At 61.9% G+C, this 17856-nt stretch carries 15 protein-coding genes; 7 read left to right on the top strand and 8 right to left on the bottom strand.

Annotation, left to right across the window (positions count from 1 at the left end; all coding sequences use genetic code 11):
- The first annotated feature begins 107 nt into the window (after positions 1-107).
- From BMY45_RS19355 to codA, 5 genes are all read left to right on the top strand, one after another.
- On the top strand, positions 108-1187 hold the full coding sequence (locus BMY45_RS19355) for a patatin-like phospholipase domain-containing protein (RefSeq protein WP_092400364.1): 1080 nt from the start codon (positions 108-110) through the stop codon (positions 1185-1187).
- An 84-nt stretch (positions 1188-1271) separates the two neighbouring features.
- Positions 1272-1628 (top strand): 6-carboxytetrahydropterin synthase QueD, encoded by a 357-nt coding sequence (gene queD, locus BMY45_RS19350; RefSeq protein ID WP_092400362.1) that lies wholly within the window; start codon positions 1272-1274, stop codon positions 1626-1628.
- A gap of 228 nt (positions 1629-1856) precedes the next feature.
- The gene (locus tag BMY45_RS19345) at positions 1857-2687 is read left to right on the top strand and encodes an alpha/beta fold hydrolase (RefSeq protein WP_092400360.1); all 831 of its coding nucleotides are present in this window, start codon (positions 1857-1859) and stop codon (positions 2685-2687) included.
- A gap of 278 nt (positions 2688-2965) precedes the next feature.
- A complete protein-coding gene (gene codB / locus BMY45_RS19340) occupies positions 2966-4237 on the top strand; it encodes a cytosine permease (protein ID WP_092400358.1) in 1272 nt (423 codons plus the stop codon).
- Positions 4238-4251: 14 nt separating this feature from the next.
- Positions 4252-5499 carry a cytosine deaminase gene (gene codA, locus BMY45_RS19335; RefSeq protein WP_092400356.1) on the top strand — a complete coding sequence of 416 codons (1248 nt, stop codon included), beginning with the start codon at positions 4252-4254 and terminating at the stop codon, positions 5497-5499.
- A gap of 172 nt (positions 5500-5671) precedes the next feature.
- Here codA and BMY45_RS19330 read toward each other — a convergent pair whose 3' ends face one another.
- Positions 5672-6664: a diaminopimelate epimerase gene (locus tag BMY45_RS19330; RefSeq protein WP_092400354.1), complete on the bottom strand. Its 993-nt coding sequence runs from the start codon at positions 6662-6664 to the stop codon at positions 5672-5674.
- Positions 6665-6841: 177 nt separating this feature from the next.
- Here BMY45_RS19330 and BMY45_RS19325 point away from each other — a divergent pair, with 177 nt between their 5' ends.
- Positions 6842-7993 carry an MFS transporter gene (locus BMY45_RS19325; RefSeq protein ID WP_092400352.1) on the top strand — a complete coding sequence of 384 codons (1152 nt, stop codon included), beginning with the start codon at positions 6842-6844 and terminating at the stop codon, positions 7991-7993.
- 196 nt (positions 7994-8189) lie between these two features.
- Here the strand turns inward: BMY45_RS19325 and BMY45_RS19320 are convergent, their stop codons facing one another.
- The 4 genes from BMY45_RS19320 to BMY45_RS19305 all read right to left on the bottom strand — a co-directional run bounded on the left by BMY45_RS19320 (position 8190) and on the right by BMY45_RS19305 (position 13563).
- A complete protein-coding gene (locus tag BMY45_RS19320) occupies positions 8190-10628 on the bottom strand; it encodes a TonB-dependent siderophore receptor (RefSeq protein ID WP_092400350.1) in 2439 nt (812 codons plus the stop codon).
- A gap of 98 nt (positions 10629-10726) precedes the next feature.
- Positions 10727-11710, bottom strand: coding sequence for a FecR family protein (locus BMY45_RS19315; RefSeq protein ID WP_092400348.1), 984 nt, complete (start codon positions 11708-11710; stop codon positions 10727-10729).
- A gap of 37 nt (positions 11711-11747) precedes the next feature.
- Entirely contained in the window at positions 11748-12248 is a 501-nt protein-coding gene (locus BMY45_RS19310) for a sigma-70 family RNA polymerase sigma factor (RefSeq protein WP_092400346.1), read from the bottom strand.
- 172 nt (positions 12249-12420) lie between these two features.
- The gene (locus tag BMY45_RS19305; protein WP_092400344.1) at positions 12421-13563 is read right to left on the bottom strand and encodes an MFS transporter; all 1143 of its coding nucleotides are present in this window, start codon (positions 13561-13563) and stop codon (positions 12421-12423) included.
- Between the two features lie 95 nt (positions 13564-13658).
- Between BMY45_RS19305 and BMY45_RS19300 the strand changes: the two genes are divergently transcribed.
- A complete protein-coding gene (locus BMY45_RS19300) occupies positions 13659-14423 on the top strand; it encodes an AraC family transcriptional regulator (protein ID WP_092400342.1) in 765 nt (254 codons plus the stop codon).
- Between the two features lie 12 nt (positions 14424-14435).
- Here BMY45_RS19300 and BMY45_RS19295 read toward each other — a convergent pair whose 3' ends face one another.
- The 3 genes from BMY45_RS19295 to BMY45_RS19285 form a co-directional block, all read right to left on the bottom strand.
- Complete coding sequence (locus BMY45_RS19295; RefSeq protein ID WP_092400340.1) at positions 14436-14876, bottom strand: carboxymuconolactone decarboxylase family protein; 441 nt, start codon at positions 14874-14876, stop codon at positions 14436-14438.
- 229 nt (positions 14877-15105) lie between these two features.
- The gene (locus tag BMY45_RS19290) at positions 15106-16551 is read right to left on the bottom strand and encodes a mechanosensitive ion channel family protein (protein ID WP_092400338.1); all 1446 of its coding nucleotides are present in this window, start codon (positions 16549-16551) and stop codon (positions 15106-15108) included.
- A gap of 191 nt (positions 16552-16742) precedes the next feature.
- A complete protein-coding gene (locus BMY45_RS19285) occupies positions 16743-17609 on the bottom strand; it encodes a pirin family protein (RefSeq protein ID WP_092400336.1) in 867 nt (288 codons plus the stop codon).
- Positions 17610-17856: the final 247 nt, after the last annotated feature.

Below are 17856 nucleotides of genomic sequence, written 5' to 3'. Positions count from 1 at the left end.
CATAGCGGTCGGTCAGTTAACATGAATGAGACTGACGTACCGCGAGCAGGCTCGCTCCCACAGGGGATGATGTCGTTAAATTATCCGCTGCACCCTTCGAGACCGATATGACCGCCATCCACATCAAGTTCCCTGCCCTGACCCTCAAGGCCGGCCCTCGTGCTCTGGCACGCATTCGCCAGGCTGGCCTGAACGCTGCCGATGTCGGCATTCTGCCGGGTGCCGCCGGTGGCCCCAAGGCCTTGGGCATTCAGGGGCTGGACTTGGCGCTGTTCGGCGAGTGGCTGCCCGCCGCGCCCCGGGAGCGCTCGCTGATCGGTGCCTCGGTGGGCTCCTGGCGCTTCGCCAGCGCCTGCTTGCCGGATGCCGCCGAGGGGATCCGGCGCCTGGGCACCCTGTACAACGAGCAAAGCTTTGCCAAAGGCGTGACCATGGCCGGGGTCAGCCAGAGTTCGCAGCGCATGCTCGATGATCTGCTCCAGGGTCGCGACACGTCGATCCTCGACAACCTGCATTACCGGCTCAACATCATGGTGGTCAAAAGTCACGGCTGGCTGGCCCAGGATCATCGCGGGCGGCTCGGCCTGGGATTGTCGTCGGTGATCGCCGACAACCTGCGAGGCCGAGCGCGCCTGTCGCGGCATTTCGAACGGCTGATCGTCCACGACCCACGCCGGGCGCCGCCGTTGCACCCGTTGAACGACTTTCCGTCACGCTTCGTCCCGCTGGAGGCCGGGAATCTGCGCCAGGCGCTGCTGGCATCCGGCTCGATTCCGATGGTGATGGAGGGCGTGCGTGACCTGCCGGGCGCCGGTGCTGGCACCTACCGCGACGGCGGCCTGTTGGACTACCACTTGGACCTGCCCTACAGCGGCGAGGACATCGTGTTGTATCCGCACTTCACCGACCGGGTCATTCCTGGCTGGTTCGACAAAGGCCTGCCATGGCGCCGGGGGAACGTCGAGCGTCTGCAGGACGTGCTGTTGCTGGCGCCGTCCCGTGAATACCTCGCGCGCCTGCCCTTCGGCAAATTGCCAGACCGGAACGACTTCAAGCGTTTCATGGGTGATGACACGAGCCGCCGCAAATACTGGCGCACGGCGATGGACGAAAGCCGCCGGCTCGGTGACGAGTTTCTTGAACTGGCGGCCAACGGGGGGCTGGGCGGGCGGTTGCTGACCCTTTAGTCTGCACGGTCGCGCAACGCCGGAACCAAACTGATAAACTCCGCCGCCTGCCTCGCGACCGCTACCTTTAAAGAGCCTGAACCTGTGGAAATCTTCAAAGAATTTACTTTCGAATCCGCCCACCGCCTGCCCCACGTGCCGGACGGTCACAAGTGCGGCCGCCTGCACGGCCACTCGTTCAAAGTGGCCATACACCTGAGCGGTGACATCGACTCGCACACCGGCTGGATTCGGGACTTCTCGGAGATCAAGACGATCTTCAAGCCGCTCTACGAGCGCCTGGACCACAACTACCTCAACGACATCCCTGGCCTGGAGAACCCCACCAGCGAAGTCCTGGCCAAGTGGATCTGGAATCAGTTGAAGCCATTGTTGCCGGAGCTCTGTGCCATCCGCATCCATGAGACCTGCACCAGCGGTTGCATCTACCGCGGCGAGTAACCACTTTCCTTGTGGCAAGGGAGCTTCCTGTGGCGAGGGAGCTTGCTCCCGCTGGGCTGCGCAGCAGCCCAAAAGCAGCGACTCTATTCAACCTGATACACCGCAACTTCTGGTTTGAGGACCGCTTCGCGGCCCAGCGGGAGCAAGCTCCCTCGCCACAATCGGTTTTTTCCCATGTGAATCGGGTCTATGCTCTATCCCTGAGCCATTTCCAGTGAAGCTCCCATCATGACCAACTGGCCCCTGGATCACGAATACAACTTCAACGGGCACCGCATCCGCTACGCCGTCCACGGCGACGGCCCGCCACTGGTGTTTGTCCACGGCACGCCTTTCTCTTCCTACGTGTGGCACCGAATCGCCCCGCTGTTCTTCGCCACTCACAAGGTGCATTACTTTGACCTGCTGGGTTACGGCCAATCCGCACAGCCGGACGCAGATGTTTCCCTCGGTGTGCAAAACCAGTTGCTCGCACAGCTGCTGGAACACTGGGGCCTGGATCGCCCGGACGTGGTGGCCCACGATTTTGGTGGCGCAACCGCCCTGCGCACGCACCTGCTCAACGGCAAGCATTACCGCAGCCTGACCCTGATCGATCCGGTGGCGCTGTCGCCCTGGGGCTCACCTTTTGTCCAGCATGTGCGCCAGTATGAAGCGGCGTTCAGCGGCCTGCCCGATTACATTCAGCAGGCCATCGTGCCGACGTATATTCGGGGGGCGATCAAACGGCAGATCCCGGATGAGGAACTGGCGCCGTACGTGCAGCCCTGGCTTGGCGAGACCGGCCAGGCCGCGCTCTATCGGCAGATCGCGCAGATGGACGAGCGCTATACCCGCGAGGTCGAGCCGTTGTATGCAAGCGTGCGCTGCCCAACGCAAATTCTCTGGGGTGAGGATGATCAGTGGATTCCCATCGAGCGCGGTCGGGCGCTACAAAAACTGATACCCGGCGCGCAGTTCCATCCTGTCCCGAACGCAGGGCATCTGGTCCAGGAAGACGCGCCGGAGGCCGTCGTTGCGACGCTGTTGCGGTTCCTAGCGCTGCACTCTCCCACCTGAAGAAACCGCATGACTTTGTGGGAGCGGGCTTGCTCGCGAAGGCGGTGTGTCAGTTACCAATACACTGGCTGACACTCCGCCTTCGCGAGCAAGCCCGCTCCCACAAGGAAACCCGCATAGGCCGTGGACACTGTGTTCCAACTTGAATCACCGCCGCACCGCTTTCGCCCTCTTTGCCCACCCAACCCCAAAGATTGTCTATAAATAACCTCGCGCTCACTCGTTTGGCACGGGCGCTGCACGCTTGCGACATCTCTCTCCTGCGCAAGGACCTCCACATGACTCAAAACGATCCGGCTAACGACTATCCCTTGAGCGAAGTGCCGATGCATGCCCGCAAGGGCCTGGCCTCCACGGCCATGGTGCTGCTGGGCTTCACCTTTTTCACCGCCACCATGTTTGCCGGTGGCAAGCTGGGGGTAGCGTTCGGTTTTGCCGAAATGCTCACGGTCATCATGATCGGCAATCTGCTGTTGGGCCTGTACGCCGCTGGCCTGGGTTATATCGCCTTCAAGAGCGGGCTCAATTCGGTGCTGATGGGTCGCTTCTGTTTCGGTGAGGTGGGCAGCAAGCTCAGCGACTTGATCCTGGGTTTCACCCAGATCGGCTGGTATGCCTGGGGCACGGCGACGGCGGCGGTGGTACTGGGCAAGTATTTTCATTTGAACGAAGGCACCGTGCTGGGGCTGATGGTGCTGTTCGGCCTGGGGTTCTGCGTCACCGCCTACATCGGTTATCGCGGGCTGGAGATCCTGTCGTACATCGCCGTGCCGGCCATGATGTTGCTGCTGATGTTGTCGATGTGGGTCGCCACGGTAAAGGTCGGAGGTCTGGATGGGTTGCTGGCGGTGGTGCCGACAGGCAGCCTCGATTGGTCCACCGCCATCACGCTGGTGTTCGGCACGTTCGTCAGCGGTGCCACCCAGGCGACCAACTGGACGCGGTTTTCCCGCTCGGCGAAGATCGCGGTGCTGGCGAGCCTGGTCGGCTTTTTCATCGGCAACGGCCTGATGGTATTGATCGGCGCCTACGGGGCCATCGTCTACCAGCAGCCGGACGTGGTGGAAGTGCTGCTGTTGCAAGGCTTCGCCATGGCGGCGATGGCGATGTTGCTGCTCAACATCTGGAGCACCCAGGACAACACCATCTATAACTTCGCCGTGGCCGGCTGCAACCTGCTGCGCACCCGTCGACGCAAAACCGTGACCCTGGGCGGCGCGGCGATCGGCACACTGCTGGCCCTGCTGGGCATGTACGATCTGCTGGTGCCTTACCTGATTTTGCTGGGCACGGTGATCCCGCCGATTGGCGGAGTGATCATGGCCGATTTCTTCTTCCGCTGGCGCGGCCGCTATCCACGCCTGGCTGAGGCGCAGCTACCGGCATTCAACTGGCCGGGGCTGTTTGCATACGGCGCAGGCACCCTCGCGGCGTTCACGTCGCCCTGGGTTGCGCCACTGGTAGGAATCGCCACCGGCGCGCTAACGTATGTGATATTGATCGGCCTATTGGGAATTCGCGCCACCGATACCCCCCTACAAGATCTTTGAGAAGGACTCGCTTGATGCACATCATCAACGCCCGCCTGCGCAACCGCGAAGGCTTGCATGAATTGCACCTGGAAAACGGCCTGATCGCCAGCATTGCTCGCCAGACCGAAGCCCCGAGCCTTGGCCCGCAAGACCTCGACGCCGGCGGTAATCTGGTGGTGCCGCCCTTCGTCGAACCGCACATTCATCTGGATGCCACCCTCACCGCCGGCGAACCCCGCTGGAACATGAGCGGAACGCTGTTCGAGGGCATCGAGTGCTGGGGCGAGCGCAAGGCCACCATCACCCAGGAAGACACCAAGACCCGCGCCAAAAAAACCATCCAGGCCTTGGCCGCCCATGGCATCCAGCATGTACGCACCCATGTCGACGTCACCGATCCTGACCTCACCGCCCTCAAAGCCATGCTTGAAGTGCGTGAGGAAAGTCGTCACCTGATCGACCTGCAGATCGTCGCGTTTCCCCAGGAAGGCATCGAGTCCTACCGCAACGGCCGCGAACTGATGGAAGAAGCGATTCGAATGGGTGCCGACGTGGTGGGCGGCATTCCGCATTTCGAGTACACCCGGGATCAAGGCGTCAGCTCGGTGAAATTCCTGATGGACCTGGCCGAGCGCACCGGTTGCCTGGTGGACGTGCATTGCGACGAGACCGACGACCCGCACTCGCGTTTTCTCGAAGTGCTGGCCGAAGAAGCCCGCAGCCGCGACATGGGCGCCCGCGTCACCGCCAGCCACACCACGGCCATGGGCTCCTATGACAATGCCTACTGCGCCAAGCTGTTTCGCCTGCTCGGGCACTCGGGCATCAGCTTCGTTTCCTGCCCCACCGAAAGCATCCACCTGCAAGGACGCTTCGATAACTTCCCTAAACGCCGCGGCGTCACCCGAGTCAATGAACTGCTCGAAGCGGGGATGAACGTGTGCTTCGGCCAGGACTCCATCGTCGACCCGTGGTACCCCCTGGGCAACGGCAATATCCTGCGGGTGCTGGAAGCCGGCCTGCACATCTGCCACATGCTGGGTTACCGCAACCTGCAAAGCGCCCTGGACCTGGTCACTGACAACAGCGCCAAGGCCATGGCCCTGGGCGAGCGCTACGGCCTGGAACCCGGGCGCCCGGCGAACCTGCTGATCCTCTCGGCCGACAGTGACTACGAAGTGATCCGCAGCCAGGGCCTACCGCTCTACTCCATTCGCAATGGCCAAGTGCTGATGAAGCGGCAGATGCCGGTGGTGGAGTTTGCGGTTCAGCCAGGCTGAGGTCATCGCGATAGTGGTGGTTCAGTTGTTTTGATGGCGAATGTGCCTGCGTCATCGCGAGCAGGCTCGCTCCCACAGTGGCGTTGTCGCACATACATTTTTGTGCCCGCTGAAGATCAAATGTGGGAGCGAGCCTGCTCGCGATGGCGTCATTGACTGCGGCGCAGATCGTCTATGACACAGCCCGTGCTACACCAAACAACCTCACCCGCATCAACTCACCCGCCTGTTCTTCCAGCAGAATCGGCGCCGTGCCACCCGGCATCACCACACTCACCGCCCCCGCCTTCACCCAACCCACCCGCCACGCGGCGCTGGCCACGGCACTGGCGCTGGTGCCCGAGGAGGCGGTGGGGCCTTCACCCCGCTCGAACACCCGGGCAACCACGCGCCCTTCGGCTTCGAGCCAGGCCCATTGCAGATTCACCCCCGCCAGGCAGGGCACACCGGCCCCAGCGGGCGGCGCATAGGCAATGCGCGTCAGGCTTTGCGCCAACGCCGGGGCACGCATCTGCGGGTTACTTGGCAACGTCTCGGCGCTGTCCACCAGGGTCACGCAGTGCGGGTTGCCAATGTTCACGAACTGACTGCTGCCCCAGGCCGGATTCAAAGCATGAAGCGCAGCCACACGGCTGACCTCGCGCTGGTTGACGATCTCGCTTTGCACACCGTGAGCAACTACAGCGCCGGGCCCGAAAAGTGGTTTTCCCAAGTCCAGCCAGAAACCTGAGAGACCTTCGAACTCCGCCACGCGAACCGCCGTTTGCAGGGGTGACCCGCCTTCACGTTTGTCGTGATGAACCTGTAGCACACACTCGCCCTCGCTCGGCAGCAGGCCTTGCGCTTTGAGGGCCTGGGAGAAAATCGTCAGGCCATTGCCACTGCGCTCGGCCAGGGTGCCGTCGGTGTTGACGATCAACAGGTCAAACGGTGGCTCGCTCTGGAACGGGCCAATCAGCAGACCATCGCTGCGATGGGCCTTGGCATCCGGCGGCGCCTGGCCCGGCGCCCAACTACAGAAGGCCTGCACTGCCGCTTGGCTCCAGGCTTGGCGTGCCTGTGCAGCCTGGGCGGCTGTCGGCGGCAGGTCAATGCCCTGGGCACGGACCTGCTGCGGTGAGACCACCCCATAAATATTGCCCCGTGCATCATAAAACTGCGTCATGGACCAGACCCGGATTCAGCCAGCGAAAGCCGGTACTTTATTCCGGCCAAGGCTGTGCAGGCAAAGCGTGCTTGCCACCCACGCACCTCTTCGGCACCTTGAGGTCGCAGCGCGGTCAGTGGATGTGCAAGCATAGGGCCCGCCCGCACCATCGCCTCGCAAAACCAAGGACGTTTCATGACTGCCATTACGCCACCGCCCACCTTCATCCCCGGACGCCTGGAACAGATGTCCACCCGCATTGCCTATCTCATCGCCGGCGTCGGGATCGCGGCCTGGGCGCCGCTGGTGCCGTACGCCAAGGTGCGGGCGAACCTGGACGAAGGCACTCTCGGGTTGCTGTTGTTATGCCTTGGGGTGGGGTCGATTCTGGCGATGCCGATTGCCGGCGCACTGGCGGCGCGGTTTGGCTGCCGTCGGGTGCTCAGTGGCGGGACGGTTCTGATCTGCCTGGCCTTGCCGGCGCTGGCAACGATGACGTCTTTGCCCTGGCTGGTGGCAGCCTTGTTTTTGTTTGGCGCCGGCCTCGGCACCGTGGACTCGACCGTCAACCTGCAGGCGGTGATCGTCGAGCGGGCCAGCGGCAAGACCATGATGTCGGGTTTTCACGGCATGTTCAGCCTCGGCGGGATCATTGGCGCGGCCGGTGTGAGCGCACTGCTCGGCCTGGGCCTGTCGCCGCTGGGGGCGACGCTGGTGGTTAACGCAGTGTTGCTGGTGGCGCTGTTCAAGGCGGCGCCGCATCTGCTGCCCTATGGCAGTGAAAGCTCGGGCCCGGCGTTTGCCATTCCCCACGGCGTGGTGCTGTTTATCGGCATCCTGTGTTTCGTCGTTTTCCTGGCCGAAGGCGCGGTGCTGGACTGGAGCGCAGTATTCCTGGTCGCCGAGCGTGATATGGATACGGCCTATGCCGGGCTCGGTTATGCCGCGTTCGCGCTGACCATGACCGTCGGCCGGTTGACGGGGGATTCGGTGGTGCATCGCCTGGGCGCCAAACGCGTGATTATCTATGGCGGCGCGATCGCCGCTACCGGGTTCCTGTTAGCGACCCTGGCGCCGATGTGGCAGGCGGCGCTGTTGGGGTATGCGCTGGTGGGGGTAGGTTGTTCGAATATCGTGCCAGTGCTGTACACCGCGGTCGGCAAGCAGACCCTGATGCCTGAAGCGATCGCCGTACCGGCCATCACCACCATCGGCTACGCCGGCATCCTCGCCGGCCCGGCACTGATCGGATTCGTCGCCCATGGCAGCAGCCTGAGCTTTGCGTTTGGGTTGATTGCGCTGTCGTTGGTGGCCGTGGCGCTGAGTGGGAAAGTGTTGAAGGTTTGAAGCGTTACACCACGCTTTCTGTGGAAAGGAGATTTATCTGTGGCGAGGGGATTTATCCCCGCTGGGCTGCAAAGCAGCCCTAAAATCACCCACTCGGTGTGTCAGGCAGATTGAGCCTGCCGCTTCGGGTCTGCTGCGCAGCCCAGCGGGGATAAATCCCCTCGCCACAGGAGTACGCGTCAACCCTGGTTGTTCATCAGAAACCTACACTCGCCTGCACGAAAAACGTCCGTGGTGCGCCAACATAAATGCCCGAGTTGTTGTCGCTGGAGCGGGTGTAGTACTGATGGTCGAACAGGTTCTTCACCCCAGCGCCGACCTTCAGGTTCGATAGCTGCGAACCGAAATCGTAGCCGGCGCGCACGTTCCAGAGCACGTAACCGGGCATGTCACCGTAGCGTCCATCGGCGCTGCCGTCGGTGATGTAGTCGTCGCTGAAGCTGCCGTCGGGGTTCACGCTGTTGCCGGGGGAACGTTGTTTGGACTGAGCAAAGGCATCGAGGTTGTACGTCCAGCGATTGATCTCATAACGCAACCCCATGTTCGCCACCTGACGCGAGTAGAACGGCAGGTCACGGCCCTTGAAGCTTGGAATATCACCTTCATAAGTTGCACGGGTGTAGGTGAAACCGGCATTGGCGCTCAGGCCTTCCAGGCGTGGATCCAGCGCAGCCATGTCGTAGTGCACCGAGGCTTCCAGGCCCTGGTGCTTGGTCGCGCCCATGTTGGTCCAACCCACGTCGTTGCTGATGTACTGCAACTCGTCGTCGAAGTCGATGTAGAACAGCGTCACTTCCCCGCCCCACACGTCATCGTTGTAGCGCGTACCGATCTCGTAGGTCTTGGCTTTTTCCGGGCTCAGGCCGTTGGCGGTGTCGTTGCCGTTACCGCCCTGGCCGAGCTGGAAATACTGCAGGCTGCCAAACGAGGTTTCGTAGTTGGCGAACAGTTTCCAGGCATCGGACAGGTGATACATCACGCTCAGGGCCGGCAGCGGTTCGTTGCTGTCGATGCTGCGGCGTTTCTCCTCAACCGGACGGCCGGCGGTGTCGAGTACCGGGCGGTCGTGCCACTCAGTGCTGATGCGTTCGAAACGGATCCCCGGGGTGATGGTCCATTTGCCGACGTCGATCTTGTCATCGATGTAGACCGCGTGGGCTTCAGTGCCGCCGGTGCGGTCCTGATAGACATGGCCGTCGGACCCCGGCCGCACCACCGGCTGATTATCGCGCAGCGCCAGGCGGCTGGCCTCTTCGTGCATGCCTTCCTTGAGGTAGCGATAACCGACGCTAGCTTCCTGAGTGGTCGAGCCCAGGTCAAACACGTGGGACACCCGCGGCTCGATGCCGAAGGTGTAGTAAGTACGCGGGTAGGACACCAGGTTGCGCTGGTCCCGGTTGGCGATGGTGCTGCCCCGGTAGCTGTCGGAATAATAGGTCAGCACTTCGGCCTGGGTACGGTCGCTGATCTCGCGGATCCACTTGAACGACACGTCCTTGCGCCGGCCGGCGAAGTTGTCCCAGTCACGGTCGGACTGATACGGGTCCGCGTCGTATTGCGCCTGGGTCAGGCCGCCGGGCATGTCAGCCTTGGCGTCGTAGTAATGGAAATTCAGCGAGAAGTCGTCCACCTCGGTGGGCGCCCAATGGGTCTTGAGGATGACGTCGTCGATGTCATTGTCGTTGTTGCTCCGGCGATAGCCATTGCCGTTGACCCCCGAATACAGGAGCGCAACGCCCATGCCGTTATCGGCCGTGCCGCCGAGAAAAGCGCTATCGATGTGCTTCCAGCCGCCGCGCTGGGAGGTTTCCAGGGTGGTGCCGATTTCACCGGTGGCTTTTTCCGGAATGGCGCGGGTCACGAAGTTGATCACCCCGCCGACGTTCTGCGGTCCGTAACGCACGGACCCGGCGCCGCGCACCACATCGATGCTGTCCAGGTTGCCCGCAGAAATCGGCGCCATGGACAGTTGCGGCTGACCGTAAGGCGCGAACGCTGCCGGCACGCCATCGATCAGCACCGTGGAACGGGGCGACAGACGCGAGGTGAGACCGCGCACGCCGACGTTCAGCGAGATGTCACTGCCGCCGGTGCCATTGGCATCTTGCACCTGCACACCCGGCACCCGCCGCAGTACATCGCCGACGTTCATCGCACCCTGCTCCACCATCGCTTCGCGGCGAATTACCGTACGCGCGCCGGCATGGTTCTGCACCACTTCGGCATTGGCATCGCCGAGCCAGTCACCGACCACCTGGATGGCGGTGGCCCCCAGTTCCAGCGGGCCACCAGTGGACGCCGAAGGTGCTGGCAGCACGGTCACCGAACCCTCATCGATCTGGTATTGCAGGCCGCTGCCTTGCAGCAGTCGGCCGAGGGCCGCTTCCGGGGACAAGTTGCCGTCCACCGCAGGGGCTTGCTTGCCGGCCACCAGCTCCGGGCTGAAGAACACCTGCAAAGAGGTCTGCTGGCCGAGCTGGCTCAAAGCCTGAGCCAGCGGTTGCGCTTGGATGTGAATGGCCGTGGCGGCCTGATCGGCGAAGGCCTGGGGCAGCGCAGCACTGACGGCCAGGGTCAGGGCCAGTGGCAGCCAGCGGGCGGGGGTGCGGTTGTTATTTTTGAGGGAGGTTTTCACGTCGAACCTTGTCCTGTTGAATCGCAAGAATACGCGTCTGTTAATGCAAACCAGTTGCAGTTGGACAAGAAGACGAAGAACTCGAAAAAAACCTGAATCTATCGCGCAATTATTTCCTGGCTGCCATCATCCAGGGTGCGCACGGCCACCGGCAGAATGTTCGGCAAAGCCTTGAGCAGCGCCTCGGGGTTATCGGCGCGAAACACGCTGGTCAGACGCAGGTTGCCCACCGCCGCGCTGCCGATACGCAGGGGTTTAGCGCGATAACGGGACACCTCCTGGGCGACTTCGCTCAAGGGAGCGTTGTTGAACACCAGTTTGCCGTGGCGCCAGGCGGTGAGTTCATCGGCGTTGATGCCATAAGGTGGGGCGACCTTGCCCTGTGCATCGATACGCGTGCCAAGGCCGGCCGTGAGGCTGACGAACTCGGCCTGCGACGCGTCGCGCCCCTGAACCTTGACACTGCCCTGCTCCACCGCCACCCGGGTTGAGTCGGCATCGCGGCGCACATCGAAACGCGTGCCGGTCACCGTCACCCGACCGTTACCCGCCTCTACCGTAAACGGCCGGCCGGCGTCATGCTCGACGCGAAACAACGCCTCGCCTTCGGCCAGCTCCACGCGCCGTTGATGGTGGGCAAACTGAACACGCACGCGGCTGCGGCTGTTGAGGTCGATCACCGAACCGTCCGGCAGCGCGATATGCCGGCGCTCGCCCAGGGCCGTGGCAAATTCAGCGCTGTAATCACGGGAAGCCCCCAAGCCGCTGAACAACCCCAGCCCAACCGCCATCGCCAACAGCCCGGCGGCCACGGCGAAGCGCAACAGCGGTCGACGCTTGGGACGTTTGGCGGGTGGTTCGCACAACGCTTGCAGACGTTCCTTGGGCAACAGATCCGTGGCGCTCCAAATGCCCTGCAGCAGTTGAATCTCATCACGGTGATTAGGATGTTCGTCCAGCCAGGCCTCGTAACGCTGGCGCTCATCGACACTCATGACGGGGGCTTGCAAGCGTACGAACCATTGCGCCGCCTCGTCGCGCACCCGGTTCTGCCCGCACGGGCATTCACGGTTATCCATCATGGAAGGTCCTGTGGCTCAGGTGGAAGATAACGACGGGTCATTGGCCAGGCCCGTCCAGACGATCGCGCAGATGCCGCAGGGTGCGGATCATATACTTTTCCACCATGTTTTTTGACAAGCCCAGGCGCTCGGCGATTTCCGCCTGGGTCAAGCCTTCGATCTTCTGCCAGACAAACACCGTACGGCAATTGGCTGGCAGCTCGGCCAGTGCCCTTTCGATGGAGTCTGCCAACTGGATCGCGTGCATGTAGTGCTCCGGGTCGCCCGAAAGCGACTGGCTGTGATCGAGCGCCGCCTCCTCCATGGCGCCCCGCCGATCTTCGCGCCGATAGCCATCCACCGCAATGTTGCGTGCCGTCTGGTGCAAATAGGCCCGCGGCTGCTGGACATCGGCCGAATCGGACTCGAGCACCCGCACGAAAGTATCGTGGGCCAGGTCCTCGGCCTCCTGGCGATTGCGCAGACGACGGGTCCAGGTGCCGATCAACTCTTCGTAATGTTCGAAAAAGCCTGGTCTGCGGGGCGGCTTGGGGGTCATCGCACTGCGCTGTGGGGACGGGGCGTGAATAGTAATGCTTCCTATTAAGCTGAAGCAAACGTATTGCAGTGCCTGTCGTCCGAAGCTTTCAAACTTAAGATAATCCCAGTGGGAGCGAGCCTGCTCGCGATTGCGGACTGACCCTCAAACATTGATGTTGACTGATACACCGTCATCGCGAGCAAGCTCGCTCCCACACGAGGTGAACCGTCAGGCACACCGCCAGTGAGCCACACAGTATCAAGGTCCAACCCAGCGCCTGGAACCACGCGGCGAGCATCAACGCGCCTCCTATCAGCAAGTAATAGAACAGGCCAAACAGCGCGCCGGCGGTGCCCAGGCAGTCGCCATAACGAACCAGCGCAGCACCGAGCACGTTGGGTATCGCCATGCCAAACGCCAGGACAATCAACAGCATCGCCACAACAAAACCAGCGCTGTCGAGCAAGCCCTGAACGCTTATCCCACCCATCAGCAACACGATCGCTGCAACAGCCGATAACTGACAGCCGTCGAAACCCCGCGCGAGCAGAAGCTTGTTCAGCCACGCCCCCAGACCCGAACCCAATGCCAGAATTACCCCGCTGTAGCCGAACAGCTCAGGACTCAACCCGAGCCGTTCGAACTGGAACGGAGCGAGGTTGTAGTAGCTGAACAGGGCGACGTTGAATGCCGCCACCAAAAACGACGAGCGCCAGATAACCGGGTCCTTCAGCATGCGCCACAGAGTCGCCAACAAGGGTTGCGACGGGACACGGACCGCAAGCGTCTCGGGCAAGGATCGCGCACTCCACAACAGCAGCATCAGCGACAGCATCAATAGGCCACCGAGTGCGCCTTGATAGCCAAAGAGGCGAACCAGGCTGGCACCGCTGGACAAACCGATCGCCGGGCTGGCCGCGAGGGCGATGCCAATCACCGAAAAAACCTTGCCCAGCTCCGCGCCCTGGTAGCGATCACGCAGAATCGTCTGGGTGACCACCGAACCGACCGCTGCGCCAAACGCAGCCAGCGCCTGGACGGCCAGCAATGCGTCGAAGGTGTCGACGTTCAGGCCCAGGACCGTCCCTAGCGCATACAACGCCAACCCACCCAGCATGGCGGGCCTACGGCCGATGCGGTCACAGACGCGCCCCCACACCACCACGCCCAAGGCGAATCCCAGGAAAAATACGGACAACATCTGTGCCGCCATTTCGGCGCTGACGGCAAAGGTCAGACTGATGTCTGCCAATGCAGGGCTATAGAGGGTCTGGGCAATTTGCGGAAACATCACCAAGGCAATCGCCAGGCCAAGGAACGGACGGGAAGTCATGGGCACGCTCGTTAGGGAAACGACGAGCAGTCTACGAAGCCAGGACTGTCGTATTATCCAAAGTCTGACAATTGATCCTTGAAATCGGACAACTTATGGCTTGGCTGGACGCTCACGCCCCATTTGACCCCGACAGTCATAGTGCGCCGGTTATCGGCATCGCAGCGACGCTGGGACACCACGACTCCGGCCTGCACCAGCATCAACGCGGGCAACTGCTATTTACGCGACAGGGCTGTGCACGCATCACGCTGGCGCAACAGCTGTGCCTGCTGCCCCCGTCGCGAGCTGCCTGGATTCCACCGCTGACGCCCCATCGGGCGGTGATGCAGCAGAGCGTGGATTACCGATCGATCTACCTGACGGCGACGCTGTGCGCGGACCTGCCTTCACGCGTTTGCATCATTGAGGTCTCGCCGCTGCTGCACGTCGTACTCGAGCCGATCACAGACGCGGCGTTCGACAGCGACTGGACCCAAAGTCGCAACCTGCACTTGCTGGGGTTGTGCCTGAACGAAATCCGTGAGGCGGCAGAACAGCCGATGCTACTACCGCTGCCTCAGGACAAACGCCTCGCGCCTTTGCTCACAACCCTGGATCACCTGCCGCCAACATTGGCGGTGCTGGAGCAGCAGATCGGTGCCAGCGGCAGGACCATCGGACGGATCTTTCAACGGGAAACCGGCATGGGTTATCAACAGTGGCGCCAGCAATGGCGCCTGATGCGCGCCATTGAACTGCTCGCCACCGGTCGCAGCCTGAGCTACAGCGCCTTTGAACTGGGCTTTGCCAGTGACAGCGCTTTCATCGCCTTCTTCAAGCACATGACCGGTCGTACACCGAGGACCTATCTGGATTGATTGCCGGTGAACTCACGCCTCAGGCATCTTGCGAAAGCCCACCGCCAGGCGGTTCCAGCCATTGATGGCGTTGATTGCCACGGTCAGGTCGACCATTTCCTTGGGCGTGAAATGCTGGTTCAGCTGTTCGTAGTCGGCGTCTGGCGCATGGGTGTCGCTCAAGCGGGTCAGCGCTTCGGTCCAGGCCAGCGCGGCGCGTTCACGAGGGGTGAAAAACGGGGCTTCGCGCCAGGCGGTCACGGCATACAGGCGACGCTCCGTCTCACCGTCCTTGCGGGCATCGGCGGTGTGCATGTCGATGCAGAAGGCGCAGCCGTTGATTTGCGAGGAACGCAGCTTGACCAGTTCCAGCAGGGATTTTTCCAGGCCCAGTTTCGAAGCAGCAGTTTCGAACGCCAGCATGGCTTTGAAAGCGTCCGGGGAGGCGGTGTAGAAATCGATACGCGGTTGCATGGTGAACTCCAGAACGATTGGGTGTGGCGCTACGTTAGCGTTGCGCTGGCGCGGTACAAATAGCCAATTGTTGGGAAGTTCGGGTGGCCAATGGGGGGATTTATCCTGTAGGAGCTGGCGAAGCCTGCGATCTTTTGATTTTTTGATCTTTCGCTTGAGATTCAAGTGGCTGGGGAAAGATCGCAGCCTCGTTGCACTCGTCAGCTCCTACACAGCTCCTACACGGTTCCTACTGGGCCCGGCGGCGCAACCATTGCAGGAAGCGCTTCTTGACGACCGGTTTGGGGGCGTCGCGGGTCAGGTTCTGGGCCAGGTGCATGCGCACGTCCAGCAGGTTCTTCATCGCATCGTTGATGTCGCGGCGAGCGTCCAGGCAGGGTTTGAGGTAGCTCTTCTCGATGCGATAAAGGGTGCAGAAGGTCTTGGCGGAAAAGTTCGCCAGCGCGGCCTGGTCGGAAACGATCCCGGCTTCGCCAATAACCTCTCCCGGCCCCATGCGTCCGGCCTCGAACGGCTGGCCGTTACGAAACAGGGTGACGCTGACCACCCCCGACTCGATGATGAACAAATGATCGCTGACCTCCCCGGCCGGCAGGATCATGTCGCCGGCGCGGAAGGTCTGCAGGGTCATGTTCTGGCTGAAGGTATCTTTCTCATCCTGGCGCAAGGTGGAGAAAATGCTCGAGCTTTCCAGCAACGCACGGGGCCGCGACACGCCATTGGCGGACGCGCTTTCGCTGGTGGACAACAGGCTTACGCCCGAAGCCTGCAAATGCCGGAACGCCAGGTCGAACAACTGATTGCGCACCTCGCGCTTCTGGCCCATGGACGCGACGAACCCGCTGATTTCATATTCCGCCCCGGTGCTGCCGGTGCTCTTGAGGGTCACGCAGGGTGCCGGGCTGGCAAGCAGGGAACGACAGCCAATCATCGCCCGCTCCAGCGCATCGATCACGGTTTGTGGCCGTGCATGCGGGCTGACCGGGATGCTGATGGATAACCCGTGGACGTCGCTGGGACGGCTGAAGTTGACGATCTTGGCCTTGGCCGCCAAGGAGTTGGGAATCACCGCCATGCTGCCCTGGGCGGTCTGCAAGCGTGTGGCGCGCCAGTCGATATCGGTGACCCGGCCTTCGGTGCCATCGATGGAAATCCAGTCATCGACTTGATAGGGCTTGGTGGTGTTGAGCACGATCCCGGAGAACACGTCACTGAGGGTACTCTGCAACGCCAGGCCGACGATGATCGCCATCGCCCCGGACGTTGCCAGGACGCCCTTGACCGGCAAGTCCAGCACATACGCCAGGGCCGCGATGACGGCGATCAGGAAGATCACCGCGCCGATCAAATCCTGCAAGAGCCGCCCGGTATGCCCCACCCGCTGCATCATCACCACGCCGATCATCACCGTCAGGGTCCGCGCAGCGAACAGCCACCAGGCAATTTGTAAACCGGTGGACGCCAAGTGGCGTGGCACGTCGTCAACCCACTGTGCCGGCTGCAGGGGGTTGAGGCCTTCGTTGAACAGCAGCGCGCTGAACAACGAAAAAATCAGCAGCCGCCCGCCGATCTTCCAATAGGTCCGATCAGCACTGACCAGCCGCCACAACAGAATGTCGAGCACCAGCAGCACCAAGGCACTCAGCAGTGGGTGAGCGGAGATCAAAGACAGCATCGCGACAGCTCCAGGAAAGTCATGGGGCGAAGATTGGCACAAATTGAACACGCTGTAGAGATCACCCCAAACCAGTGTGGGAGCGGGCTTGCTCGCGAATGCAGCGTGTCAGTCAACGTCTATGTGCCTGATACACCGCGTTCGCGAGCAAGCCCGCTCCCACATTGCTTTGAGGTGGCTGTTGTTTCGCCTCAGTCGTCCATCGCGCCAAAACGACCGGAGTGGAAATCGTTGAAAGCCTGGTGAATCTCCTGCTCGCTGTTCATCACGAACGGACCATGGCCAACGATGGGTTCGTCGATGGGCTCACCGCTGAGCAGCAGCACCACCGCGTCTTGATTGGCGTGCAGGTGCAACTGCTCGCCGGCCCGGTCGAACAGCGCCAGTTGCCCGGCCTCAACCCGCTCGCGACCGTTGACCTGAACCGTGCCACGCAACACCACCAGTGCGGTGTTGCGGCCATCGTGTACGTCGAGGGTCAGGTTTTTTTCGGCATTCAAGCGCATGTCCCAGACATCGATGGGCGTAAAGGTTTTCGCCGGGCCTTGGTGCCCCTCGAAGCGGCCGGCAATCAGGCGCAGGCTGCCAGCGTTGTCCTTCAGGTCGATGCTCGGAATGTCGCCCTTGAGGAGCGTCTGGTAGCCGGCCGGGGCCATTTTGTCTTTGGCGGGCAGGTTGACCCACAGCTGGACCATCTCCATGAACCCGCCTTGCCGGGCGAAGTCTTCGGAGTGGAACTCTTCATGAATGATCCCGGAAGCGGCTGTCATCCATTGCACGTCGCCAGGGCCGATCTTGCCGCCGCTGCCAGTGGAGTCCCGGTGTTCCAGTTCGCCCTGGTAGACGATGGTCACGGTTTCGAAACCGCGATGAGGGTGCTGGCCAACACCGCGACGCTCGGCGGTGGGTTCGAATTGCGTGGGGGCGGCGTGGTCCAGCAGCAGGAACGGGCTGATGTGCTTGCCCAGGTTGTCGTAGGAAAACAGCGTACGAACCGGGAAGCCGTCACCGACCCAATGGGCTCGGGGGCTGGTGTAGACGCCGATGATGTTTTTCATGCTGTGTCTCCAAAATCAGGGACTGCGATTTGATGGACATAGCTTAAAACCGCCCCCCTTGAAGCACTAGACAGCAAAAACCGGCCTTAGCGTTCTATTTGGAGAACAATGAAGGACCTAGAAAAACTGCAAGTCACCACAGTCCCCCTGTGGGAGCGGGCTTGCTCGCGAATGCGGTGTGTCAGCAAACATTTACTTCACTGACACTCCGCATTCGCGAGCAAGCCCGCTCCCACAAGTTCTGGTG

The organism is Pseudomonas sp. NFACC39-1 (assembly GCF_900110355.1).
GTDB classification, from domain to species: Bacteria; Pseudomonadota; Gammaproteobacteria; order Pseudomonadales; family Pseudomonadaceae; genus Aquipseudomonas; species Aquipseudomonas tehranensis.
The sequence above is the reverse complement of the archived record's forward strand: the minus strand, read 5'-3'. Positions and strand labels throughout refer to the sequence as shown.

Excerpts from the sequence above, each read along its gene's own strand:
- BMY45_RS19330 (WP_092400354.1), bottom strand. The coding sequence starts at position 6,664 with ATGACGCAGTTTTATGATGCACGGGGCAATATTTATGGGGTGGTCTCA.
- BMY45_RS19300 (WP_092400342.1), top strand. The coding sequence starts at position 13,659 with ATGGCTTGGCTGGACGCTCACGCCCCATTTGACCCCGACAGTCATAGT.
- BMY45_RS19295 (WP_092400340.1), bottom strand. The coding sequence starts at position 14,876 with ATGCAACCGCGTATCGATTTCTACACCGCCTCCCCGGACGCTTTCAAA.
- BMY45_RS19305 (WP_092400344.1), bottom strand. The coding sequence starts at position 13,563 with ATGACTTCCCGTCCGTTCCTTGGCCTGGCGATTGCCTTGGTGATGTTT.
- BMY45_RS19355 (WP_092400364.1), top strand. The coding sequence starts at position 108 with ATGACCGCCATCCACATCAAGTTCCCTGCCCTGACCCTCAAGGCCGGC.
- BMY45_RS19325 (WP_092400352.1), top strand. The coding sequence starts at position 6,842 with ATGACTGCCATTACGCCACCGCCCACCTTCATCCCCGGACGCCTGGAA.
- BMY45_RS19310 (WP_092400346.1), bottom strand. The coding sequence starts at position 12,248 with ATGACCCCCAAGCCGCCCCGCAGACCAGGCTTTTTCGAACATTACGAA.
- BMY45_RS19290 (WP_092400338.1), bottom strand. The coding sequence starts at position 16,551 with ATGCTGTCTTTGATCTCCGCTCACCCACTGCTGAGTGCCTTGGTGCTG.
- BMY45_RS19345 (WP_092400360.1), top strand. The coding sequence starts at position 1,857 with ATGACCAACTGGCCCCTGGATCACGAATACAACTTCAACGGGCACCGC.
- codA (WP_092400356.1), top strand. The coding sequence starts at position 4,252 with ATGCACATCATCAACGCCCGCCTGCGCAACCGCGAAGGCTTGCATGAA.
- BMY45_RS19315 (WP_092400348.1), bottom strand. The coding sequence starts at position 11,710 with ATGATGGATAACCGTGAATGCCCGTGCGGGCAGAACCGGGTGCGCGAC.
- BMY45_RS19285 (WP_092400336.1), bottom strand. The coding sequence starts at position 17,609 with ATGAAAAACATCATCGGCGTCTACACCAGCCCCCGAGCCCATTGGGTC.
- codB (WP_092400358.1), top strand. The coding sequence starts at position 2,966 with ATGACTCAAAACGATCCGGCTAACGACTATCCCTTGAGCGAAGTGCCG.